Annotated in this window: 23 protein-coding genes; 5 read left to right on the top strand and 18 right to left on the bottom strand. The window is 75.0% G+C overall.

Translation table 11 applies throughout. The annotated features are described in order from the left end of the window. Positions 1-51: 51 nt before the first annotated feature. The 4 genes from K330_RS0104220 to K330_RS0104205 form a co-directional block, all read right to left on the bottom strand. Positions 52-699, bottom strand: coding sequence for a pyridoxamine 5'-phosphate oxidase family protein (locus tag K330_RS0104220; protein ID WP_022920610.1), 648 nt, complete (start codon positions 697-699; stop codon positions 52-54). Further along, a complete protein-coding gene (locus K330_RS19095; RefSeq protein ID WP_022920609.1) occupies positions 696-1,238 on the bottom strand; it encodes a tetratricopeptide repeat protein in 543 nt (180 codons plus the stop codon). Before K330_RS19095 ends, K330_RS0104220 begins: the two co-directional genes overlap by 4 nt. Then, the gene (smc, locus tag K330_RS19090; protein ID WP_022920608.1) at positions 1,235-4,963 is read right to left on the bottom strand and encodes a chromosome segregation protein SMC; all 3,729 of its coding nucleotides are present in this window, start codon (positions 4,961-4,963) and stop codon (positions 1,235-1,237) included. Before smc ends, K330_RS19095 begins: the two co-directional genes overlap by 4 nt. A 277-nt stretch (positions 4,964-5,240) precedes the next feature. Next, on the bottom strand, positions 5,241-5,522 hold the full coding sequence (locus K330_RS0104205; protein ID WP_022920607.1) for an acylphosphatase: 282 nt from the start codon (positions 5,520-5,522) through the stop codon (positions 5,241-5,243). 23 nt (positions 5,523-5,545) lie between these two features. On the opposite strand from K330_RS0104205, the gene K330_RS19085 reads away from it, so the two are divergent. Next, entirely contained in the window at positions 5,546-6,565 is a 1,020-nt protein-coding gene (locus K330_RS19085) for a Gfo/Idh/MocA family protein (RefSeq protein ID WP_022920606.1), read from the top strand. Between the two features lie 12 nt (positions 6,566-6,577). Here the strand turns inward: K330_RS19085 and K330_RS0104195 are convergent, their stop codons facing one another. The 10 genes from K330_RS0104195 to K330_RS0104150 form a co-directional block, all read right to left on the bottom strand. Then, complete coding sequence (locus tag K330_RS0104195) at positions 6,578-6,952, bottom strand: VOC family protein (RefSeq protein ID WP_022920605.1); 375 nt, start codon at positions 6,950-6,952, stop codon at positions 6,578-6,580. A 29-nt stretch (positions 6,953-6,981) separates the two neighbouring features. After that, the gene (mutM, locus tag K330_RS0104190; protein ID WP_022920604.1) at positions 6,982-7,875 is read right to left on the bottom strand and encodes a bifunctional DNA-formamidopyrimidine glycosylase/DNA-(apurinic or apyrimidinic site) lyase; all 894 of its coding nucleotides are present in this window, start codon (positions 7,873-7,875) and stop codon (positions 6,982-6,984) included. Next, positions 7,868-8,638, bottom strand: coding sequence for a ribonuclease III (rnc, locus tag K330_RS0104185; protein WP_022920603.1), 771 nt, complete (start codon positions 8,636-8,638; stop codon positions 7,868-7,870). The genes mutM and rnc overlap by 8 nt, the downstream gene beginning before the upstream one ends. Before the next feature lie 16 nt (positions 8,639-8,654). After that, the gene (gene rpmF, locus K330_RS0104180; RefSeq protein ID WP_022920602.1) at positions 8,655-8,849 is read right to left on the bottom strand and encodes a 50S ribosomal protein L32; all 195 of its coding nucleotides are present in this window, start codon (positions 8,847-8,849) and stop codon (positions 8,655-8,657) included. 1 nt (position 8,850) lies between these two features. Beyond that, the gene (locus K330_RS0104175; RefSeq protein WP_022920601.1) at positions 8,851-9,459 is read right to left on the bottom strand and encodes a YceD family protein; all 609 of its coding nucleotides are present in this window, start codon (positions 9,457-9,459) and stop codon (positions 8,851-8,853) included. Positions 9,460-9,624: 165 nt separating this feature from the next. Then, on the bottom strand, positions 9,625-10,113 hold the full coding sequence (coaD, locus tag K330_RS0104170) for a pantetheine-phosphate adenylyltransferase (protein ID WP_022920600.1): 489 nt from the start codon (positions 10,111-10,113) through the stop codon (positions 9,625-9,627). A 34-nt stretch (positions 10,114-10,147) separates the two neighbouring features. Beyond that, complete coding sequence (locus K330_RS0104165; protein WP_022920599.1) at positions 10,148-10,702, bottom strand: hemerythrin domain-containing protein; 555 nt, start codon at positions 10,700-10,702, stop codon at positions 10,148-10,150. A 67-nt stretch (positions 10,703-10,769) separates the two neighbouring features. Continuing rightward, positions 10,770-11,357, bottom strand: coding sequence for a 16S rRNA (guanine(966)-N(2))-methyltransferase RsmD (gene rsmD / locus K330_RS0104160; protein ID WP_022920598.1), 588 nt, complete (start codon positions 11,355-11,357; stop codon positions 10,770-10,772). A gap of 7 nt (positions 11,358-11,364) precedes the next feature. Next, positions 11,365-13,638 (bottom strand): ATP-dependent DNA helicase RecG, encoded by a 2,274-nt coding sequence (locus K330_RS0104155; protein ID WP_022920597.1) that lies wholly within the window; start codon positions 13,636-13,638, stop codon positions 11,365-11,367. Continuing rightward, positions 13,638-15,413 carry a DAK2 domain-containing protein gene (locus tag K330_RS0104150; protein WP_022920596.1) on the bottom strand — a complete coding sequence of 592 codons (1,776 nt, stop codon included), beginning with the start codon at positions 15,411-15,413 and terminating at the stop codon, positions 13,638-13,640. Before K330_RS0104150 ends, K330_RS0104155 begins: the two co-directional genes overlap by 1 nt. 220 nt (positions 15,414-15,633) lie before the next feature. Here K330_RS0104150 and rpmB point away from each other — a divergent pair, with 220 nt between their 5' ends. Next, positions 15,634-15,819: a 50S ribosomal protein L28 gene (gene rpmB / locus K330_RS23175; RefSeq protein ID WP_084617151.1), complete on the top strand. Its 186-nt coding sequence runs from the start codon at positions 15,634-15,636 to the stop codon at positions 15,817-15,819. A 117-nt stretch (positions 15,820-15,936) separates the two neighbouring features. Here rpmB and thiL read toward each other — a convergent pair whose 3' ends face one another. Next, positions 15,937-16,950: a thiamine-phosphate kinase gene (gene thiL / locus K330_RS0104140; RefSeq protein ID WP_022920594.1), complete on the bottom strand. Its 1,014-nt coding sequence runs from the start codon at positions 16,948-16,950 to the stop codon at positions 15,937-15,939. Between the two features lie 78 nt (positions 16,951-17,028). On the opposite strand from thiL, the gene K330_RS0104135 reads away from it, so the two are divergent. Together K330_RS0104135 and K330_RS19075 are read left to right on the top strand one after the other, a co-directional pair. After that, positions 17,029-17,262: an Lrp/AsnC ligand binding domain-containing protein gene (locus K330_RS0104135; RefSeq protein ID WP_022920593.1), complete on the top strand. Its 234-nt coding sequence runs from the start codon at positions 17,029-17,031 to the stop codon at positions 17,260-17,262. Positions 17,263-17,300: 38 nt separating this feature from the next. After that, positions 17,301-17,723 (top strand): DUF3515 family protein, encoded by a 423-nt coding sequence (locus K330_RS19075; RefSeq protein WP_022920592.1) that lies wholly within the window; start codon positions 17,301-17,303, stop codon positions 17,721-17,723. A gap of 22 nt (positions 17,724-17,745) precedes the next feature. Here the strand turns inward: K330_RS19075 and K330_RS0104125 are convergent, their stop codons facing one another. The 3 genes from K330_RS0104125 to K330_RS19070 all read right to left on the bottom strand — a co-directional run bounded on the left by K330_RS0104125 (position 17,746) and on the right by K330_RS19070 (position 20,732). After that, positions 17,746-18,897 carry a D-alanine--D-alanine ligase family protein gene (locus K330_RS0104125; protein WP_022920591.1) on the bottom strand — a complete coding sequence of 384 codons (1,152 nt, stop codon included), beginning with the start codon at positions 18,895-18,897 and terminating at the stop codon, positions 17,746-17,748. Positions 18,898-18,963: 66 nt separating this feature from the next. Then, positions 18,964-19,965, bottom strand: coding sequence for an NAD(P)H-dependent glycerol-3-phosphate dehydrogenase (locus tag K330_RS0104120; RefSeq protein ID WP_022920590.1), 1,002 nt, complete (start codon positions 19,963-19,965; stop codon positions 18,964-18,966). Beyond that, positions 19,962-20,732: a lysophospholipid acyltransferase family protein gene (locus K330_RS19070; protein ID WP_051145449.1), complete on the bottom strand. Its 771-nt coding sequence runs from the start codon at positions 20,730-20,732 to the stop codon at positions 19,962-19,964. Before K330_RS19070 ends, K330_RS0104120 begins: the two co-directional genes overlap by 4 nt. Positions 20,733-20,770: 38 nt before the next feature. Here K330_RS19070 and cofC point away from each other — a divergent pair, with 38 nt between their 5' ends. Continuing rightward, positions 20,771-21,454 (top strand): 2-phospho-L-lactate guanylyltransferase, encoded by a 684-nt coding sequence (gene cofC, locus K330_RS0104110; RefSeq protein ID WP_084617149.1) that lies wholly within the window; start codon positions 20,771-20,773, stop codon positions 21,452-21,454. Positions 21,455-21,460: the final 6 nt, after the last annotated feature.

Genomic DNA, 21,460 nt, shown 5'->3' with positions numbered 1-21,460 from the left:
CGAATCGGGACGACGGCGTGTCCGGGGGGACACGCGACGACGTGACGGGACTCACACCGCAGAGGCACCGCGCCGGACCCGCTCGCGCACCGACGGCGGCACCGGGCGGCCGCCGCCAGGATCCGGCAGCGGCTCGTCGGCGACGGTGCGCAGCGGGACGACCCCCGTCCAGGCGTCGGTCGGCTCGTCGGGCTCTCCCGGACCGCCGGTGCGGACCTTGACCACCCAGTCACCGTCCCGGACCTCCATCGCCATGACCTGCGTGGCCGCGACCTCCCGGCCCGTCATCGGCCGGACCTCGGCGTCCCTGCCCGGCAGCACCGCGTCCGAGACGCGGGTCAGCGCGGCGCGCTTCTCCTCGGGGTCGGTGATCGGCCGCAGCGTGCCGTAGACCACCGCCGAGCGGTAGTTCGCCGAGCTGTCGAAGGTGGTATGGGCCACGACGATGCCGTCGAGGTGGACGACGCTCAGGGCCGCGGGGGCTCCGGCCGCCACGTGCCGCAGGGCGCCGGCACCGGTGGACCCGTGGAGCAGGAGCCGGTCGCCGTCGCGGGCGTAGAGCATCGGCACGACCCACGGCGCCCCTTCCACGACCGTCGACAGCGTGCCGACGAGCCCGGCGTCGAGGACCGCGTCCAGGTCGGCACGCCCGGGACGAGACCTCTCGGCCAGACGGCGGACCTCCCGTGGCGCGGTCATCGCACCCGCTCCTCGTCGCCGAGGGACTGCAGGATCCGGGCCAGCGTCTGCCTGGTCGACGCCACGAGCGCGGTCGCGGCATGTCCCTCGCGCAGCTGCAGCGCGCGTCTGGCCTGCTGGGCCGCCTCGGCGTGGCGGCCCTCGTCGAAGAGCGCCTTGGCCCGGTGCTGGTGGACGAAGGCGAGCATCGGCCCGTGCGGGCCACCGCCCTCGCCGGCCCCCGCGAACACGTCCTCCGCCGCGTCCAGGAGGTCGTGGGCCTCCTCGTACTCACCGCGCCAGTGGTGCACGTGCGCCAGCCGGACCGCCGCGGCAGCCCACCGTGGCGTGCCCGGCTCGAGGACGTGCAGGGCCCGCTGCCCGGACCCCAGCGCGCGGTCGAGCTCGCCCAGCATCCGCCAGAACGAGACCGCGTCCGGGTGGTCCGGCGTGCCCTCGCACCACTCGCGCGCCTCGAGCGGGTCGAGCAGCTCCTCCCGCAGGGTGTCGTCGTCGATGACGTAGGCCGGGTACTCCCCGCCGCCGTAGACCTGGATCATGCGTGGACATCCTGCGGCGAGCGGACCTGGTCGTCCTCGCCGGCCCGGTCGGGCCCGGGCGCGGTCCCCTCGCCCGACCCGTCACCGTCGGGGGCCAGGGGCCCGGCCCCCGGTCCCCTGGCTCCGGCCGGCGCGACGTCGCGCACCCGCTGGCTGACGACCGTGGTGACCCCGTCGCCGCGCATGGACACGCCGTAGAGGGCGTCGGCCACCTCCATCGTGCGCTTCTGGTGAGTGATGACGATGAGCTGGGAAGAGTCGCGCAGCTCCTCGAAGAGCGTGATGAGCCGGCCGAGGTTGGTGTCGTCGAGCGCCGCCTCGACCTCGTCCATGATGTAGAAGGGGCTGGGACGGGCCTTGAAGATCGCGACCAGCAGGGCGACCGCGGTCAGCGACCGTTCGCCGCCGGACAGCAGCGACAGGCGCTTGATCTTCTTGCCGGGGGGCCGGGCCTCGACCTCGATGCCGGTGGTGAGCATGTTGCCGGGGTCGGTCAGGGTGATGCGGCCCTCTCCGCCCGGGAACAGCCGGGAGAACACCCGCTCGAACTGCTCGGCGGTGTCGTGGAAGGCCTCGGCGAAGACCCGCTCGACGCGCTCGTCGACCTCCTTGACGATCTCGAGCAGGTCGGCCTTGGACCGGCGCAGGTCCTCGAGCTGCTCGGTGAGGAAGGTATGGCGTTCCTCCAGCGCCGCGAACTCCTCCAGCGCGAGGGGGTTGACGCGCCCCAGCTGGGCCAGCTTGCGCTCCGCCGAGCGCAGCCGCTTGTCCTGGACGTCGCGCACGAAGGGGTGGGGCTCCGGCAGGTCGTCGGGGTCGTCGTCGGGCCCGGCGATGTGGGGCACGGGAAGGTGCGGGCCGTACTCCTCCACGAGGGTGCCCGGGTCGACGCCGAGCTCCTCCATCGCGCGCGTCTGCAGCGCCTCGATGCGCAGCCGCTGCTCGGCGCGGGCGATCTCGTCGGCGTGCACGGAGTCCGTGAGGTCGCGCAGCTCGGCGGCGAGCTCGGCGGCCCGGGCCCGGGCGCCGGCGAGCTGCTCGTCGCGCCGGGTCTGCTCCGCACGCGCGGCCTCCCGCTCCTGCGCCGCGACGGCCACGAGCCGCTCGACGCGCCGGGCGAGGTATGCCGCACCGGTGGCCACCGCGTCCGCGACGCGGCGCTCCTCGGCCCGGCGCGCCCTGCGCCGGGCGGCGCGCTCGCGGGCGGCCAGCTCGTTGCGGGCTGCCGCCTCCAGGCCCTCGGCCCGCCCGGACAGCGCGCGAGCCCGCTCCTCCTGGGTTCGCAGGGCCAGCCGGGCCTCGGTCTCGGCGCTGCGGGCACGGGCAGCCGCCTCGGCCAGGCGCTCCCGCTCGCCGGTGTCGGGCTCGGCGGTCTCCCCCGCCTCGGCGGCCGTGGACTCCGCGTCGGCGAGCCGCTGCTCGAGCTCGGCCAGCTCGGCCCGGGTGGCCTCCAGCCCCTGCTGGGCGGTGGTGACGGCAGCGGTGGTGCGCTCGTGCTCGGAGCGGGCCGCCCGCATCGTCTGCCCGAGCTGGGCGAGCTGCTCGGCCACCGCGGTCATCCGGGCGTCGGAGTCGTGCAGGGCGTCGAGCGCGGCGTCCGCCCGGCCCTCGGCCTCCTCCAGCGCGGTCCGGGCCCCCTTCAGCTCGAAGGTGAGGCGCTCGGCGAGCGCCGTCGCGGCCTCGGCGCCGGCCCGGGCCTCGTCGAGGGCCGACTGCAGCTCGATGAGGGACGGGGCCGCGCTCGAGCCACCGCGGGCCCATCCGGGCCCGTAGACGTCGCCGTCGGCGGTCACCACCGTCACCCCGGGCACCTCACCGACGAGCCGGGCCGCCTCGTCGGCGTCCCCGACGAGGGCGACGCGGGCGAGCAGACCGGTGACCGCGCGGACCAGCCCGGGGTCCTCGGCGCCGACCGTGTCGGCGGCCCACACGGCATACCCGGGCAGCTGCGGCCAGGCCGAGCGGTCGACGTCGACGGCAGACTCAGGGACCAGCAGCCCGGCCCGGCCCTGGTCCTGCTCCCGCAACCAGCCCAGGGCCTGGCGGGCGGGCTCGACGCCGTCGGTGACGAGGGCCTCCCCGGCCCAGCCCAGGGCGGCGGCGACGGCCGCCTCCCGCCCCGGCTCGACGTGGACGTGGCTGGTGAGGGTCCCGCGCAGGCCGGTGACCTCCTCGGCGGCGAGCAGCGCGCTGGCCCCGTCGGTGCGTCGCAGGCTCAGCGACAGCGCCTCGATGCGCGCCTGCAGGGTGGCCTGGTCGGCCTGCGCGGCGCGCAGCTCCTCGACCAGCCGGACCACCTCGGCCTCGGCGGTCACCCGCGCCTCCTCGGCCGCCTCGTGCTCGGCGTCCAGGCCCTCCTCGCCCTCCTCGACGTCCAGGACCGTGCCCTCCAGGGCGGCGAACTCCTGCTCCGCCCGCGCGGCGCGCTCGAGCACGGCTGCGGCACCGGCCTGCAGGCGCTGGATCTCCCCCTCGCCGGCCTCGATCCGCGAGCGCCGCGCAGCCACCTGCCCGGCCAGCCGGGCCAGGCCCTCGCGCCGGTCGGCCGCGGCACGCGCGAGCCGCTGCAGGCGGTTCTGCTCCTCGGCGTGCGCCTGCTCGGCCGCGACCCGCTCCTCCTCCGCGTCCTCCAGCGCCCGCGTCAGGTCCCCGACCCGGGCCAGCAGCGCCGACTCCTCGGCACGGACCTGCTCGGCCTGCGCGCGCAGCTGCTCGGGGTCGCGCGCACCTCCCGGACGCCCTCCCCCACGCTCCTCGGCGCGCAGCTCCTCCTCCTCGGCCCCCAGCAGCCGGACCCTTTCGCCGGCGAGGTCGCGCAGGGCGCGCATCCGCTCCAGGGCCGAGGACAGGGAGTACCACCGGTCCTGCACCTCGGTGAGCGCGGGCGCGGCCTCCGCACGCTCCCGCTCGAGCTCTGCCACGGACCGGTCGGCCGCCTCCACCGCCTCCTGGACCGCCGTGCGCCGGGCGACCAGCGCCTGCTCGTCGGCGATCTCCTGCTCCAGCGCGCTGGTCAGCTGGACGAGGTCGTCGGCGAGGATCCGCAGCCGGGCGTCGCGCACCTCCGCCTGGATCGAGGCCGCCCGCCGGGCGGTCTCCGCCTGCCGGCCCAGCGGCCCCAGCTGACGGCGGATCTCGGTGGTCAGGTCGGCCAGACGGGTGAGGTTGCCCTCCATCGTCTCCAGCTTGCGCAGGGCCCGCTCCTTGCGCTTGCGGTGCTTGAGGACGCCGGCCGCCTCCTCGATGAAGCCGCGCCGTTCCTCCGGGGTGGCCCGCAGGACGCTGTCGAGCTGGCCCTGCCCGACGATGACGTGCATCTCCCGCCCGATGCCGGAGTCGGACAGCAGCTCCTGGACGTCGAGCAGCCGGCAGGACGTGCCGTTGATGGCGTACTCCGACCCGCCCGAGCGGAACATGGTGCGGGTGATCGTCACCTCGGTGTAGTCGATCGGCAGCGCGCCGTCGCTGTTGTCGATCGTCATCGACACCTCGGCGCGGCCCAGGGGCTGACGCCCGGAGGTGCCGGCGAAGATGACGTCCTCCATCTTGCCGCCGCGCAGGCTCTTGGCCCCCTGCTCCCCCATCACCCAGGCGAGCGCGTCGACGACGTTGGACTTGCCCGAGCCGTTGGGCCCGACGATGCACGTGATCCCCGGCTCCAGGCGCATGGTCGTCGCGGAGGCGAACGACTTGAACCCCTTGAGGGTCAGACTCTTGACGTACACGCGGGCGGGCTTCTCACGGTCGGCATCGGGTGATGCGGGTCACCCTACCCGTGCTGTCCTTCGATCCGGCGCAGGCCGCGGCGGGTCCGGAGTCCTGCCCAGGGCCTCGGCGGCCGCCACGAAGGTCTGCCGGGGGTGACGGGTGCGGGTACGCCGGCGGAGGGAGGAAGCGGGTGGTGAGCGAGCGCTCGTCCCGTCGCTGCCGCGGCCGCCCGGATCCTCGCGGCCACGACCCTGGCGACCCTTCCCGACACTGTCGTGCGGGCGCGCGCCCCGCTCAGCGCTCCACGAAACCGCTGAGCCCCTCCCGCGGCGCGTGCCGCTGCACGGTGACGCCGGCGACATGTCCCGGTCGCGAGCGCACGGAGGGCTCCTCCTGCAGCAGGCGCACGAGCGCCTCGACCGCCTCCGGCGCACCCTGGGCGCACACCTCCACCCTGCCGTCGGGCAGGTTGCGGGCGTGCCCGACCAGGCCCAGCTCCAGGGCCCGGGCACGGGTCCACCACCGGAAGCCCACCCCCTGCACGCGGCCGCGGACGAAGATCAGTGCGCGCTCCATGGCGGTGACACTACGGTGGAGCCGTGAGCACGGCATACGCGCCCGTCCCTGACCGCCCGATCCGCTGGGGCCTGCTGGCCGCCGGCGACATCGCCCACGCCATGGCCCGCACGGTGGCCCGGGTGGGCGGGGGTGAGGTGGTCGCCGTCGCCGCGCGGGACGCCGACCGGGCCCGCGCCTTCGCCGCGGAGCACGGCATACCCCGCGCCTTCGGCAGCTATGCCGAGCTGTGCGCCGACCCCGAGGTCGACGTCGTCTACATCTCCTCCACGCACCCCCACCACGCGGCCCAGGCCCTCGACTGCCTCGACGCCGGCAAGCACGTCCTGGTGGAGAAGCCGCTGGCGCTGACCGTGCGCGACACCGAGCGGGTGCTCGACCGGGCGCGGGCGCGCGGGCTCTTCGCGATGGAGGCGATGTGGACCCGCTGCCTGCCCGTCGTGCGGGAGCTGACCGCCCGGGTCGCGGGCGGCGACATCGGGAGGCTGCGCTCGTTCTCCGCGGCCTTCACGGTGCCGTTCGGGTATGACGAGAAGCACCGGCTCTTCGACCTCGAGAACGGGGGCGGGGCGCTGATGGACATCGGGATCTACCCGGTGACCCTGGCGCACCTGCTGGCCGGGCACCCGACCGACGTGCAGGTGCTGGGCACGACCGTGCCTACCGGCGCGGACGACCAGGTCGCCGTGCAGTGGCACAGCGACTCCGGCGTCCTCGTGCAGGTCGTCTGCGACTCCCAGAGCCACGGCGGTTCGCGGACCGTCCTGCGCGGCACGCGGGGGTGGATCGAGGTGCACGGCCCGGTCAACGACCCGGAGTCGTTCACCGTCCACCGCACCGGCGAGGACGAGGAGCACGTGACGGGCGAGCGCCGCGGCTTCGAGCACGAGGTCGAGGAGGTGCACCGGTGCCTGCGCGAGGGGCTCGTGGAGTCTGCGCTGGTCCCCCACGAGGACACGGTGGCGATCATGACCGTGCTGGAGAGCATCCGTCGCGAGCTGGGCGTGCGCTACCCGCAGGAGCAGGAGCCGCTGCGCACCTGACCGCCCGCGCCGTCAGTCCTGGTGCAGCTGGACGTAGTTGCCGCAGCCGTCGTCGAAGACGGCGCTGGTGCCCGACGCGTCGGTCATCGGCTCCCCGCGGAAGCTGACGCCGAGGCCGGTGAGCCGCGCGTGCTCGGCGGCGACGTCGCCGACCCCCAGGACGATGGCCGGGAGCCCCTCGGCGTAGAGGGTGCGCCGGTAGCGCTCCGCCGCGGGGTCGTCGCTGGGCTCGAGCAGCAGCCCCACCTCGGGTGACTGGGGCGCCGCGACGATGAACAGGTCCGCCTCCGGGACGGCCAGCACCCCGGTGAAGCCGAGCGTGGCGGTGTAGACGCGGTAGGCCTCGGCCGGATCGTGGACGTGGATGCTGCACATCTTGATCCTCATGGCCCGAGGGTATCGGGGCCGGGGGGGCCTCAGCCGGGCCTGCGGACCCGGGGACGGGGCTGGCAGCGGGGGCAGAAGTGGGAGGAGCGGTTCATGAACTCCTCGCGCACGATCGCGGTCCCGCACCGGGGGCACGGCCGGCCGGCCTGGCCGTAGGCGGCCAAGGACCGGTCGAAGTAGCCGCTGGCCCCGTTGACGTTGACGTAGAGCGCGTCGAAGCTCGTGCCGCCCTGGCCCAGCGCCTCGCGCATGACGTCCGCGGCGTGGTCCAGCACGCGACCGATGGTCGGTCCGGTCAGGGCGGCCCCGCGCCGCCGGCCGTGCACCCCCGCCCGCCACAGGGCCTCGTCGGCGTAGATGTTGCCGACTCCGCTGACCACCGTCTGGTCGAGGAGCACCCGCTTGAGCTCGGTGTCCTTCGCCCTGACCCGACGCACGGTCGCGGCCCGGTCGAAGGCGGGCTCGAGCGGGTCGGGGGCGATGTGCAGCACCGGTTCGGGTATGCCGTACGCACGCGGCCCGTGCCGGTCCGGCGCGAGCCCGGCCAGCGCCAGCCCGCCGAAGGTGCGCTGGTCGACGAACCGCAGCTGGGGCCCGTCGTCGGCGAAGTCGAAGGCCGCGTGCAGGTGCTTCTCCCGCGGCGCGTCGGGCGGCTCGACCAGCAGCTGCCCGCTCATCCCCAGGTGGACGACGAGCGCCTGGGGGTCGTCGTGCGGCGGGTCGAGGACGAGCCAGAGGTACTTGCCGCGCCGGTCGACCGCGCGCACGCGGCTGCCGGCGACCCGCGCGGCCAGGTCGGCGGGGCCGGCACCGTGGCGCCGGGCGACGCGGGCTCCGGTGAGGACGGCGCGCTCCACGGTGCGGCCGACGACGTGGTCCTGCAGGCCCCGGCGGACGACCTCGACCTCGGGGAGCTCAGGCACCTGCGGCCGTGGTGTCGGCGGAGGCCCCCGCCCGCGCCTCCGCGGTCGGCTCCACCTCGGCGACCCTGGCGGCGCGCTCGGTCAGGGCGCGCCAGGCGTCCTCGGCGGCGCGCTGCTCGGCGCCCTTCTTGGAGCGGCCCACGCCCGTGCCCATCGTGCGGCCGTCGATGAGGACGTTGGCCGTGAACGTCTTGTCGTGGTCCGGCCCCTCGGAGACGACGTCGTAGTGCGGCGAGCCGAGCTCACCGGTGGCCGCGACCTCCTGCAGGCTGGTCTTCCAGTCCAGGGCCGCCCCGAGGGCGGCGCTGCGTCGCAGCAGCGGGTCGAGCAGGTGGTGCACGAAGGTGTCGGCCGACCCCATCCCGGAGGAGAGGTAGACGCACCCGATGACGGCCTCGGTCGTGTCCGCGAGGATGGAGGCCTTGTCCCGGCCGCCGGTCGACTCCTCACCCTTGCCGAGCAGCACGAAGTCGCCCAGGTCGATGACCCGGGCGACCTCGGCCAGCGCCCTGGAGTTGACGACGGCGGCACGCAGCTTGGCGAGCTTGCCCTCCGGCAGGTCCGGGTGCTCGCGGTAGAGGGTGTCGGTGACGACGATCCCCAGGACCGCGTCCCCCAGGAACTCGAGCCGCTCGTTGTGCGGCAGCCCGTCGTTCTCGTAGGAGTAGGACCGGTGCGTCAGGGCACGCTGCAGCAGCGCCTCGTCGCAACGGGCCCCGACGACCCCCTCGAGGTAGTCGTTGAGCTCGGCGGCAGGACGCATGCTGCGGGTGCCGCGCTCAGTCCTGGTGCTCGGTGCGCTCGGCGGCGGCGTAGTGCCGGCCGGCGTAGGTGCCGCAGGAGGTGCAGGCCTGGTGCGGGGTGCGCACCGAGCCGCACTGCGGGCAGGTCGACAGCGCGATGGGCGCCGCCTTCCAGTTGGCCCGGCGGCTGCGGGTGTTGGAGCGCGACATCTTCCGCTTGGGGACGGCCACGTCAGTTCCTCTTCTCGTCGTCGTCGGTCGGCACGCTCAGGGAGCTCAGCACCGACCACCTGGGGTCGATCACGTCGTGGTGGTGGTCCGGGTCGTCCTCCAGGCGTGCCCCGCACTCGGGGCACAGACCCGGACAGTCGTCCCGGCACACCGGCTGGAAGGGCAGGGCGGTGACGACGGCGTCCCTCACGACCTCCTCGAGGTCCATCAGGTCGCCGTCGAGCACGTGCTGCTCGTCCTCGTCGGTCTCCGCGTCCTTGCCGCCCTTGCGGGAGCCCGGCGCCGCCACCTTGGAGTGGTGGGCCGCACGCTCGGGGTAGGCGAACAGCTCCTGGAAGCCGACCTCGAGGTCGACCTCGACGTCCTCCAGGCACCGCACGCACACCCCGCTCGCCGCAGCCTGCACCGTCCCCGTCGCCAGCACGCCCTCGACGACCGACTCCAGCCGCACGTCCAGCTCGACCGGGCGGCCGGGCTGGATGGCGATGACGTCGGTGCCGATGCGCTCCGGCACCGTCACGGTGCGGGTGAGCTCGCGCATGGAGCCCGGTCGCCGGATCAGCTCCCGGGTGTCGACCACCCAGGGGCTCTCCTGCTCGTGAGCAGCCATGGTTCTTCTCATCCTCGTTGCACTCGCGTCGGTGGGGACGGCCGGTGTCCGTGGCGAGACGCTGCAGGGACACAAACCGACGCACCAGAGTATCCGAGCGGTGACCCCCGACTCAAACCGAGGGTGAGGGGGAGGTGGCCGCCACGCGCGGCACGTCAGCACACCTCACAGGGCGCGCAGCGCCTCGAGCACCCCCTGCGGCACCAGCCCGGTCACGTCCCCGCCGTAGCGGTGCACCTCCTTGACCAACGAGCTGGAGACGTGCTCCAGGGACGGGTCGCCCGGCAGGAACACCGTCTCGACGCCGGTGAGGTGGCGGTTCATGCGGGCCATCGGCAGCTCGTAGGCGAAGTCCGTGCCGCCGCGCAGGCCCTTGACGATCGCCCCGGCGTCCAGGTCGCGGCAGACGTCGACCAGGAGCCGGTCGGCGAACGCCTCGACCCGCACCCGGTCCGCCACGCCGGCCGGCAGGGCCTCTCTGACCATGGCGAGCCGGCGCTCCACCGGGAAGGTGCCTCGCTTGGCGGGGTTGTGCAGCACCGCGACGACGACCTCCTCGAACAGCGTCGTCGCGCGGGCGATCACGTCGAGATGGCCGTTGGTGACCGGGTCGAAGGACCCGGGGCACACGCAGCGGCGGGTGGGTGACGTCATACCGGAGCAGCCTCGGGACGCGGTGCCGGCCGGCTCACTCCTCCTCCTCGGCCGGCAGCAGGCCGGCGTCGTGCGCCTCCTTGACGAGGCGGCGCACGTTGTCCAGCGAGCCGGCGCGGGCGTCGAGATGCTCGCTGCGGGCGGCGAGGAAGGCCTCGCCCAGCGTGGCCCGCTCCGTGTCCCCGACCTCCTCGCGGGCGGGGTTGAGGATGGTCAGCTCCTCCTCGGTGAGGTGGTGCTGGAGCACCTCGTTCATCTTCTCCACCGCGTCGTCGAACTTCTGGGTGTCGGTGCCCCTGCACTCGAGCAGCGCCAGCAGGGCCTCGTTGATCTGCGCGTGCTCCTCCTCGCCGTGGTGGACCTCCTCGGCGTCGACGTCCTCGGTCTTCTTCTCCAGCCGCGGGTAGACGTTCTGCTCCTCGGCCTCGCCGTGGGCCACCAGGACGTGCGCGAACGCCTCGCGCGCCGCCTCCCGGTCGGCGGTGCTGTCGCGCATCTCGCGCATGAGGGTCTCGAAGAGCCGGTGGTCCTCGAGGATGAGGTCCACGACGTCGCCGGAGACGGGACGGGGGATCACGTAGTCGGTCATGGGCAGATGGTGGCACCGCGGTCACGCCACCGCACGTCGGACGGGGCGCCGGGCACGCGGCGCGGGCTCAGGACCCGGTATGCGGCGGGCTCACCTCGGCGACGTGCACCGCCGTCTCCCCGTAGGTGCGCGATCCCAGGTGGGCCAGCCCGGACGGCCACGTCGGCTCCGGCGAGCGCGAGCTGCGCTCGACGACCAGGACCGCCTCGGGGTCCAGCCAGCCCTGCGTGACCAGCAGGCCCAGCACCTCGGCCACGTCGGGCTCGGACAGGGGGTAGGGAGGGTCGAGCAGCACCACGTGGTAGCGGTCGTCCTCGCCGGCCGGCCCCTCGCGCAGGACGGTGGTGACCGAGGCGGCCCGGACGCGGACGCGGTCGGCGAGGCCGAGGTCGCGCGCGTTGCGCTCCACCAGCGCGGCGGTCGCTCGGTGCTTCTCGACGGCCAGCAGGTGGGCGGCCCCGCGGGAGACCGCCTCGAGCCCCAGCGCGCCCGATCCCGCGTAGAGGTCGAGCACCCGGGCCCCCTCCAGGTCGATGAGCGCCTGCAGCCGGGAGAAGACCGCCTCGCGCACGCGGTCTGTCGTGGGCCGGGTGCCCGACCCCCGCGGGGTGGCGATGCTCCTGCCCCCGGCGCGGCCGGCGATGATGCGGGTCACGCCCGGCTCACCCCCGCTCCAGGAACGCGGCGCGCTCGGCGTCGAGCAGGTCCAGCTCGCGGCGCAGCGCGGGGGAGGCGGCGAGGTCGGGGTCGGACTCGACGGTCCCCCACGCCGCCTCGTGGGCGGTGACGATGAGGTCCTCGTCGCGGGCCAGCCGCAGCAGGCGCAGCCCGCTGCGGCCGCCGCTCTGGCTGGCGCCCAGCACGTCGCCCTCACGGCGGGTCTCCAGGTCGAGCCGGGCCAGCTCGAAGCCGTCGGTGGTCGAGGCCACCTGCTCCAGGCGCTGCCCGGCGCCCTCGTCGCCGGACCCGCCCTGCGTCACGAGCAGGCACAGGCCCGGCCGGCCGCCGCGCCCCACCCGTCCCCGCAGCTGGTGCAGCTGGGAGATGCCGAAGCGGTCGGCGTCCAGCACCACCATGGTCGTGGCGTCCGGCACGTCCACCCCGACCTCGATGACGGTCGTGGCGACGAGGACGTCGACGTCGCCGGAGGCGAAGCGGCGCATGACCGAGTCCTTCTCCTCCGCGCCCATCCGGCCGTGCAGCGTCTCGATCCGCAGGTCCCGGGTGGCCGGGAGCGAGCGCAGGGCGCGGGTCACCTGGTGGACCCCGTGCAGCTGGGGGCCGCCGTCCGTCCCGGCCCCCGCCAGCTCCTCGCCATCGTCCTGCCCACCGTCGTCGGGCCCGTGGCCCGGGTCGGCCTCCGCGCCACCGCGCACGGGCCCGCCGGGGCCGGTGGTGTCCCCGCCGGGCAGGTCGGGGTCGTCCTCCTCCCCGATCCGGGGGCACACGACATACACCTGGCCGCCGCCGCGGACCTCCTCGGCGACGCGCTCCCAGGTGCGCTGCAGCCAGGCGGGACGGTCCCCCGTCACGACATGGGTGGTGATCGGCTGACGACCGCGGGGCAGCTCGCGCAGGGTCGAGGTCGTCATGTCGCCGTAGACCGTCATCGCGACCGTGCGCGGGATCGGGGTGGCGGTCATCACCAGGACGTGCGGGGCGATGCCCGCCTTGGCCCGGAGCGCGTCACGCTGCTCGACCCCGAACCGGTGCTGCTCGTCGACGACGACGAGACCGAGCTCGGCAAACTGCACGTGCTCCTGGATGAGGGCGTGCGTCCCGACGACGACACCGGCCTCCCCGGAGGCCGCCGCGAGCAGGTTGGTCCGGCGCTCGGGCGCCGACTGGCTGCCGGTGAGCAGCGCCACGCGGGTGCCGCCCTCCATGCCACCGAGCATGCCGCCCTCGGCGATGGGGCCGAGCATGGCCGTGATGGCCCGGTAGTGCTGGGCGGCGAGCACCTCCGTCGGCGCGAGCAGCGCCGCCTGCGCGCCCCCGTCCACGGCCGCCAGCATCGCCAGCAGCGCCAGCACGGTCTTGCCGGACCCGACCTCGCCCTGCAGCAGCCGGTGCATCGGCACCGGCCGCGCGAGATCGGTGCGCAGCTCTCCGAGGACCGTCTGCTGGCCGGCGGTCAGCTCGAACGGAAGCCGTCCGAGGAGGGCGTCGACCAGCCCGTCCTCCACGGGCTCGCGCGGGACCGCCGGCACCGCGTCGCTCGCCAGCCGCGCCCGGGCCAGCGCCGCCTGGATGACGAAGGCCTCCTGGAACTTCAGCCGCCACCGACCCCGCCGGTGCTCCGCCTCCGACTGCGGGCGGTGGACCATCCGGTAGGCCTCGAGCAGGCCGGGCAGCCCGTGCGCCTCACGCACCTCCTGGGGCAGCGGGTCGGGCAGCTCCACGAGCGCGTGCAGGACGAGGTCGAGCAGGTCGCCGTGCACGATGGGCGAGAGCTTGGGCGTCGCCGGGTAGACGGGCACCAGCCCGCCCAGCAGCCAGCCGCCGGAGGCAGAGCCCGAGGGGTCGTTGAGCACCGCGTAGTCGGGATGGGTCAGCTGCAGCTGGTGCCCGTAGGTGCCGATCTGGCCCGAGCAGACGACCCGCGCCCCGGGCACGAGCCGGTCCTGGTGGCCGAAGGGCTTGAAGAAGGTCAGCTGCAGCGTGCCGCCGCCGGCCTCGTCCTCGACGTCGACCACGAGGATCCGACCGCGGCGCGACCTCATCGCCCGCGTCGTGGCCGACCGCACGGTGCCGACGACGACCACGTCCTCACCGTGCGGCAGGTCGCGGAAGGCGGCCGGCCGGGCCGGGTCGAGGTAGGTGCGCGGCAGGAAGTCGAGCATGTCCCGCACGGTCGTGAAGCCACGGGCGGTCTCCAGCCTCTTGGCACCGGCCCCGACGATCGAGCGGAGCCGGGAGTCCAGGTCGACGGCCATCACTCGACCCCGAGCAGGTAGGGGTAGGTCGGCTGACCGCCCTCGATCCGCGTCACCTCGGTCCCCGGGTGGCGCGACAGCAGGTCCTGGAGCACCGCGTCGAGGGCGCCCTCCTGGGCCCTGGTCCCGGACAGCACCGTCAGCACCTCGGCTCCGTCGTGCCACAGCAGGTCCAGCACGCGCGCGGCGACCGGGTCGAGGTCGTCGTCGACGGCCACCACGTCCTGGCCGACGATGCCGATCCACTGCCCCGGGGCGACGGGACCCGCCGCGGTCTCGGCGGGGCGCTCGGCACGGGTGACGGCGCCGGGCCGCACGGCCTCCGCCGCCTCGGTCATCGCGGCCACCGCCCGGTCAGGGTCACCCTCGAGATCGAGCACGGCCAGCGCGGCCAGGCCCTGGACGAGCGTGCGGCTCGGCACCACGTCGACCCGGACCCCCTCGCGGGCGGCCGCCTCGGCGGCGGCCATCGCGACCATGACCGTGTCACCGTCGTTGGGCAGGAGCACGACCCGGGAGGCGTCGCAGGCCCAGACGGCCGCCAGCAGCTGACCGGCCGAGGCGCGCCGGCGCGGCCCGGAGGGCACGACCTGGGCCCCGGCACCGGCCAGCAGCCCCTCGACGCCCTTGCCCAGCCCGCAGGCCACGACGCCGAACCGGGCGTCGCGGCCGCCCGCCGCGTCTCCCCCGCAGGAGGCCACCGCATATCCCTGTCCCGCGGCGGCTGCCTGCCCCGTGGACCGCTCGCCGGGTGCGGCCGGGCCGGGGAGCGGCTCGAGCTCGCGACCGTCGGCGAGGGAGGTCAGCCGGACGTCGTGCACGGCGCCGGCCATCGTGCCGGCCTCCACCGCGAGCCGCGGGTCGTCGAGGTGCACGTGGACGCGGTAGTCCGCAGGGCCGCCCGCGACGGCGACCGAGGTGCCCAGGCGGGTCAGGTGGGCCCGGAGCCGACCGGCGCGCTCGTCGTCGCTGTCGGTGAGCAGGTACATCACCTCGATGCTGCCGGCGCCGGCGTCCGGCTCACCCGCCGCGCACGTGCTCGGGGCGGCCCCGCCCCTCCGCCGGGCGGGCAGCTCCCACCAGGCGGGCAGCTCGGTGACGGCGCGGTGCGGCCGGTCCTCCAGCACCGCCTCGAGCGCCTCGATGACGAGGACCAGCCCCGCGCCCCCGGCGTCCACGACGCCCGCGTGGCGCAGCGCGGGCAGCTGCTCGGGGGTGTGCGCGAGCGCCTGACGCGCCGCCTCCAGCGCCTCGCGCACCACGTGCAGCGCCCCCAGCTCCTCCTCGTCGCCGTAGAGGGGCCGCCCGCGCTCCACCGCGGCACGGGCACCCTCGGCCGCGGCCCGGGCCACCGACAGGATCGTGCCCTCCACGGGGGCCGCGATGGCGTCCCACGCCGTGCGGGCCGCGGTCTCGAAGGCGACAGCGAGCTCCTCGGGCCCGGCGCCGGCGACCTGCGGGCCGACCGAGTCCGACAGCCCGCGCGTCAGCTGGGAGAGGATGACGCCGGAGTTGCCGCGGGCCGACAGCAGCATGCCCCGCGCGATGAGCGCCAGCCCCTCGTCCAGGCTCTCGGTGCCCGCGCCGAGCTCGAACTGGCCGCGGACGAACTCCAGGGCCCCGTCCATCGTCAGGTACATGTTGGTACCGGTGTCGCCGTCGGCCACCGGGAAGACGTTGAGGGCGTCGATCTGCTCCCGGGCCCCCGCGAGCATGACCCTGGCCGTCACCGCCCACCGGCGGGCGGTGACGAGGTCGAGGGCTGGGCGGGACACGGGGCTAACCTATCTTCCACCGCCCCCGGTCAGGCAGGACGTCCACAGACCGGTGCGCCGGAGGCCCTCCGTCCGTCCGTGGTGGCCGGCCGGCGCTGATTTGGGAGCGCGGCGCGGGGTCCGCTACGCTAGCGAGGTTGCCTGGTGACCGGTTCGCGACGAGCGTCCGCCGGACCCGGGCACGACGACCACCGCACCAGACCGACCCCAGGAGAACACCGTGGCTGCCACTTGCGACGTCTGCGGCAAGGGACCGAGCTTCGGTCACAGCATCTCGCACTCCCACCGCCGCACGAAGCGCCGCTGGAACCCCAACATCCAGCGCGTCCGCGCCATGGTGGGTGCGACCCCGAAGCGTCTCAACGTCTGCACCTCCTGCCTCAAGGCAGGCAAGGTCACCCGCTGACCTGACGCCCGGGCCGTCGGCCCGGTCGAGCACGCGAGCCGGCCGCATCCTCGGAGGGTGCGTGTCGGCTCTTGTGCGTGCGGGGCGGCGTCACGTCGGCGGCGGGCGCGGTGGTCCTCAGCCGCCGAAGTGGTCCCAACCGCCGTGGGCAGGGTCCAGCCGCTCCTCGCGGCACCAGACGCCCGGGCGGTCGGCGGGCGCGTCGGCGCCCAGGGCCACCACCTCCCCCAGCACCGTCCAGCCGGACGGCACGTCCGCGCCGGCGGGGAAGGTCGCGAGCAGCTCGTGCTCCTCGCCCCCGCTGAGCACCTGGCGCAGGGCCTCCTCCGGGTCGACGGCAGGCACCAGCGCCGCCGCCAGCCGGTCCAGCGCGGCCCCGTCCAGCACGAGACGCACGCCGCTGGCCCTGGCGACCCGGTCCCCGTCCCGCACGAGCCCGTCCGAGACGTCGATCATCGACGTGGCCCCGGCCCGGGCGGCCGCCGGGCCCTGTCCGAGGTCGGTCAGCGGCCGGCGATGATGATCGAGCAGCGCCCGTTCCTGCTCGTCCCGGGCGGTCGACCGGCCGCTCGAGAGCAGCTCCAGGCCGGCGCCGGAGCGACCCAGCGGACCGGACACCGCCAGCAGGTCCCCCGGCCGGGCGCCGGAGCGCAGCACCGGGGCGCCGACCCCGTCGTCCAGCTCGCCGAGGGCCGTGACCGCGACCATGACGGTGTCCCCCGGGGTCGAGGACAGGTCACCTCCCACGACCGGCACCCCCGCGCGGCCGGCCGCGTGCGCGATCCCCTCCGTCAGACCACGCACCCACGCCCGGGGCAGGCTGTCGGGGGCGACGAGGGCCACCAGCACACCGGTCCCCCGGCCGCCCATCGCCGCGAGGTCGGCGAGGTTCTGGGTCACCACCTTGATGCCGACGTCCTGGGCGGTCGACCAGTCGTCGCGCCAGTCCCGGTCGCGCACCACCGTGTCGGTGGTGGCCAGGACGGCACCCGTGCGCACCGCCAGCAGGCCGGTGTCGTCGCCCGGCCCGACCAGCAGGTCCTGCGCCGGAAGGTCCGCGTAGGCGTCGAGGACCTCGCCCAGCACCCCCTCCTCACCGAGCCCACCGAGCGTCGCGCCGTCCTGCTGCATACCTGTCCTCCTCCGCACGCCCGCCCGACGTGCACCTGAGCACGGTAGCCTCTCAGCACAGCCATCAGGAGGTGCGACGTGATCAAGGCCTACATCCTCGTCCAGACCGAGGTCGGTGCGTCGGCGCAGGTCACCCGTGCCGTCCGGGAGCTGCCGGGCGTCATCTCCGCCCAGGACGTCGCCGGCCCCTACGACGTCATCGCGCTGGTGGAGTCGCCCACCGTGCAGGGCCTCGGGCGTGAGGTCATCGCGCGCGTCCAGGCCGTGCCGCGCATCACCCGAACCACCACGTGCACGGTCGTCGAGTTCTGAGCCTGCGCCGGCGCGCACTCCTGACCCTGACACCCCTCGTGCTCCTCCTCGGCGCGTGCGGGGACGACGCCGTCCGCGCCGTCCCCTTCGACGAGTCCGACTCTCCCGCCTGCCAGGCGGTGGCCGACCGCTGGCCGGACACGGTGGGGGGTCTGCAGCCGCGCGTGACCGCCGTGCAGTCCAGGGGGGTGGCGGCCTGGGGTGACCCACCCGTCGTCGCCCGGTGCGGCAAGCAGGCCCCGGCCCCGACCACCGACCCCTGCATCGACATCGACGGGGTCGACTGGGTCGCGACCGAGCTGGACGACGGCACGATGTTCACCACCTACGGCCGCTCCCCCGCCGTCGAGGTGCTGGTCCCGGCGGAGTACGACACCGCCCCCCTGTGGCTGCCCGCGTTCGGCGAGGCCGTGCGCCAGGTCGAGCAGACCCTGGGCGCCTGCTCCTCGGTCACCGGCTGAGGTCGTCGCCCGGGACGGGCCGTCAGCGCAGGCCGAGCGGCCGATCCAGGGCGAGCTGCACCAGCTCGTCGATGAGCTCGGGGTAGGTGACCCCGCTGGCGGCCCAGACCTGCGGGTACATCGAGAACGGGGTGAACCCCGGCATCGTGTTGATCTCGTTGATCAGGACCTCGCCGCTGTCGGTGACGAAGCAGTCGACCCGGGCCAGGCCCTCGCAGCCGGCCACCTCGAAGGCTGTGCGAGCGATCTGGCTCATCTGCTCGCGGACCTCGTCGCCGACGGCGGCCGGGGCCGTGATCCGCACGTTGCCCTCGTCGAGGTACTTGGCCTCGAAGTCGTAGAACTCGTGCCCGCCGACGACCGCGATCTCACCGGGGACGCTGATCCGCGGCGCGTCGGAGCCCCGGCCCTGCAGCACCCCGCACTCGACCTCGCGGCCGGCGATGGCCTCCTCGACGAGCACCTTGGGGTCGTGGGAGCGGGCCTTCTCGATCGCCGCCTCGAGCTCCTCGGGTGCCTCGACCTTGTAGACGCCGACCGAGGAGCCGGCCCGGGCCGGCTTGACGAAGACGGGGAAGCTCAGGGCGTTGGCGGCGTCCAGGCAGGCGGTGCGGTCCCGACGCCACTCCAGGTCGGTGATCACGGTGTAGGGGCCGACCGGAAGGCTGGCCGAGGCGAACAGCACCTTCATGACGTGCTTGTCCATCATCGCCGCGGACGCCAGCACCCCGCACCCGACGTAGCGGATGTCGGCCAGCTCGAGCAGGCCCTGGATCGTGCCGTCCTCCCCGAACGGTCCGTGGAGCAGCGGGAAGACGACGTCCACGACGCCCAGCTCGCTCGTGGACCCGTCCCGCTCGACCACGCGCAGCACGTGGTCCACGCCGCCCAGGGGCACCATCACCTGGCGGCCCGTGCCGGGCACCTCCGGCAGGCGCCCGTCGCGGATCTGCAGCGCCGCGGCGTCGTCCTCGACCAGCACCCAGTGACCCTCACGGGTGATGCCGACCGGGAGCACGTCATACCGGTCGCGGTCGATCGCCTGCAGCACGCTGGCGGCCGTCGAGCACGAGATCGCGTGCTCGTCCGAGCGACCGCCGAAGACGATGGCGACGCGGGTCCGGGGGGCCGTCGCAGCGGCGTCGGACAGGTGCGGGGCGGGGTCGGTGTTCATCGCGCCCGAGCCTAACCGGGCCCGGGTGCGGCGCGGGTATGGCGCGCCCCGTCGGGTCGGTCGCGGTCAGGCCAGCTCGTGCTTGCGCGCCCGGGACATCAGGGCCCCGGTCAGCTGCTCCGGCGTCACCCGGCCGTCGACGACCGCGGTGACGCCCTGGCAGATCGGCATGTCGACGCCGTTGCGCGCCGCCAGCCCGACGACCGAGCGGCACGACTTGACGCCCTCGGCCGTCTGGTGCGGCAGCGCCAGCAGCTCGGCGATCGTGCGTCCCTGGCCCAGGGCCACCCCGACGCGGTGGTTGCGCGACAGCGGTGACATGCAGGTGGCGATGAGGTCGCCCACCCCCGCGAGCCCGGTCAGGGTGGCGGGGTCCGCCCCGAGCGCCTGGCCCAGGCGCACCACCTCGGCGAGGCCTCGGGTGATGAGGGAGGACTTGGTGTTGTCCCCGTAGCCCAGGCCCTCCGCCATCCCGACCGCCAGAGCGATGACGTTCTTGACCGCGCCGCCGATCTCGGCGCCGACGACATCGGTCTGGGTGTAGGGGCGGAAGTAGGGCGTGGCCGTCATGGCGGCCACCCGCTCGGCCGCCGCGATGTCGGTGCAGGCGACCACGCTGGCCGCCGGCTGGCGGGCGGCGATCTCCCGGCTGAGGTTGGGGCCGGAGACCACGACGATCCGGTCGCGGTCGATCCCGGCGGCCTCGATGACCTCGCTCATCCGCAGCCCCGTGCCCAGCTCGATCCCCTTCATCAGGGAGACCACCAGGGCTTGCGGGGGGATGAGGTCCTTCCAGTCCTGGAGGTTGTCCCGCAGCGTCTGCGAGGGCACGGCCAGCACGACGACGTCGGCGTCGCGCGCCGCCTCCCCCGGGTCGGTGGTGGCCGTGATCTGTGCGGGCAGGTCGACGTCCTCGAGGTAGTCCGGGTTGCGGTGCTGCTCGGCGACCGAGCGGGCGACGGGCTCGCGGCGCGCCCAGATCGTCACCCGGTCCACGCCCGCGTCCGCAAGGACCTGCGCGAACGCCGTGCCCCAGCTGCCCGCCCCGAAGACGGCGGCCCGGGTCACGTGGCCCCCTTCTTCCGTCTGGTCTCCCGCGTGTCCATCTCCCCCGGCCTGAGCTCGTAGGGCACCGCGGGCGGGGTCTCGCCGCGCAGGTCGGCGACCAGCTCGGTCACGGCCCGCATCACCCGTGCCGTCGCCTCGGCGTGCGCGCGGGGGTCCTCGGCGCGGCCGTAGAGGTCCGACAGGTCCACCGGCGGACCGGCCTTGATGTGCTGCACCGGGCGCCGGAGCACGTTGCCGGGGCGGCGTGCGTAGCGGCCCAGCACCTCCTGCGCCCCCCACTGCCCCACGGGCACGACGGGGGCGCGGCTGGTCAGCGCCAGCCGCCCCACGCCCGGACGGGCCTTCATCGGCCACATGTCGGGGTCGCGGGTCAGCGTGCCCTCGGGCATGATCGCGATCGGCTTGCCCCCGGCCAGCGCCTCCCGGGCTGCGTCGAGCGCGTCGTGCGCCCGGGAGGTGGCGCGGTAGACCGGGACCTGCTCGAGGTGCCGCAGCGCGGCCCCGAGGACGGGCACGGTGAACAGCGAGGACTTGGCGAGGAAGAAGGGGGGCCGGCCCTGGTCCACCAGGAAGTGGGCCAGCATGAACGGGTCCACCTCGGAGTAGTGGTTGCTGGCGACGATGAAACCGCCGCTGCGGGGGATGTGCTCGGCCCCGGACCAGGAGCGTCGGGAGATGGCGATCAGCAGCGGCCGCACGGTGGCGATCACCGCCTTGTAGGACCACGGGATCGGGTCGTTGATCGGCTGACGAGTCACGGGGGTCATCTTGTCACCCACCCGGGGCGGTGAGCGAGGATGCCCGGGTGAGCAGCGACACGGCCCCGCCGGCGACGACCGCACCGCCCCCACGACCCCGACGCCATGAGCCGGTCCGGTGGCACCTCGTCGTCCCGGTGAAGGACGCGGAGCTGGGCAAGAGCCGGCTCGAGGCGCCCCGTCCGCTGCGCCGCAGCGACCTGGCTCGGGCGGTCGCGCACGACACCGTCGAGGCCGCCTGCGCGGCCGTGGGCGCCGGGCAGCTGACCGTGGTCACCTCCGACGCGGCCATCCGGGAGGTGACCCTCTCGCTCGGTGCCCGCGTCGTGGCGGACCCGGGTGCGGGGCTCAACGCCGCCGTCTCGGCCGGCTGGCCCGACCTGCCCGACCCGGGTGGTCAGCGTGTCGGCTGGGCGGCGCTGCTGGGTGACCTGCCGGCGTTGCGGCCGGAGGACCTCCGCGCCGCCCTGGAGCGCTGCGGCCGGCATCCGGCGGCGTTCGTGCCGGACGCCGAGGGCACGGGCACCGTCCTGCTGACGTCGACGGTCGCCCCTCCGCTGCCGCTGTTCGGGCCCGGCTCGGCGGCACGTCACCGCGCCGCGGGCGCTGTCAGCCTCGAGCTCGACCTGCCCCGCCTGCGCCGGGACGTGGACCTCGCCCAGGACCTGCGGGCCGCGCTGGCGTTGGGCGCCGGGCGACACACCCTGCTCGCCGTGCGTCGGGGCGCCTAGAGTGGC

Origin of the sequence: Ornithinimicrobium pekingense DSM 21552, assembly GCF_000421185.1 — a bacterium.
Taxonomy (GTDB): Bacteria; Actinomycetota; Actinomycetes; order Actinomycetales; family Dermatophilaceae; genus Ornithinicoccus; species Ornithinicoccus pekingensis.
The sequence above is the reverse complement of the archived record's forward strand: the minus strand, read 5'-3'. Positions and strand labels throughout refer to the sequence as shown.

What these genes read in the sequence shown, in the direction of transcription:
- K330_RS0104220 (WP_022920610.1), bottom strand. Translation starts at nt 699, where the DNA reads ATGACCGCGCCACGGGAGGTCCGCCGTCTGGCCGAGAGGTCTCGTCCC.
- K330_RS19095 (WP_022920609.1), bottom strand. Translation starts at nt 1,238, where the DNA reads ATGATCCAGGTCTACGGCGGCGGGGAGTACCCGGCCTACGTCATCGAC.
- K330_RS0104205 (WP_022920607.1), bottom strand. Translation starts at nt 5,522, where the DNA reads ATGGAGCGCGCACTGATCTTCGTCCGCGGCCGCGTGCAGGGGGTGGGC.
- K330_RS0104195 (WP_022920605.1), bottom strand. Translation starts at nt 6,952, where the DNA reads ATGAGGATCAAGATGTGCAGCATCCACGTCCACGATCCGGCCGAGGCC.
- rnc (WP_022920603.1), bottom strand. Translation starts at nt 8,638, where the DNA reads ATGCGTCCTGCCGCCGAGCTCAACGACTACCTCGAGGGGGTCGTCGGG.
- K330_RS0104175 (WP_022920601.1), bottom strand. Translation starts at nt 9,459, where the DNA reads ATGGCTGCTCACGAGCAGGAGAGCCCCTGGGTGGTCGACACCCGGGAG.
- coaD (WP_022920600.1), bottom strand. Translation starts at nt 10,113, where the DNA reads ATGACGTCACCCACCCGCCGCTGCGTGTGCCCCGGGTCCTTCGACCCG.
- K330_RS0104165 (WP_022920599.1), bottom strand. Translation starts at nt 10,702, where the DNA reads ATGACCGACTACGTGATCCCCCGTCCCGTCTCCGGCGACGTCGTGGAC.
- K330_RS0104155 (WP_022920597.1), bottom strand. Translation starts at nt 13,638, where the DNA reads ATGGCCGTCGACCTGGACTCCCGGCTCCGCTCGATCGTCGGGGCCGGT.
- thiL (WP_022920594.1), bottom strand. Translation starts at nt 16,950, where the DNA reads ATGCAGCAGGACGGCGCGACGCTCGGTGGGCTCGGTGAGGAGGGGGTG.
- K330_RS0104125 (WP_022920591.1), bottom strand. Translation starts at nt 18,897, where the DNA reads ATGAACACCGACCCCGCCCCGCACCTGTCCGACGCCGCTGCGACGGCC.
- K330_RS19070 (WP_051145449.1), bottom strand. Translation starts at nt 20,732, where the DNA reads ATGACCCCCGTGACTCGTCAGCCGATCAACGACCCGATCCCGTGGTCC.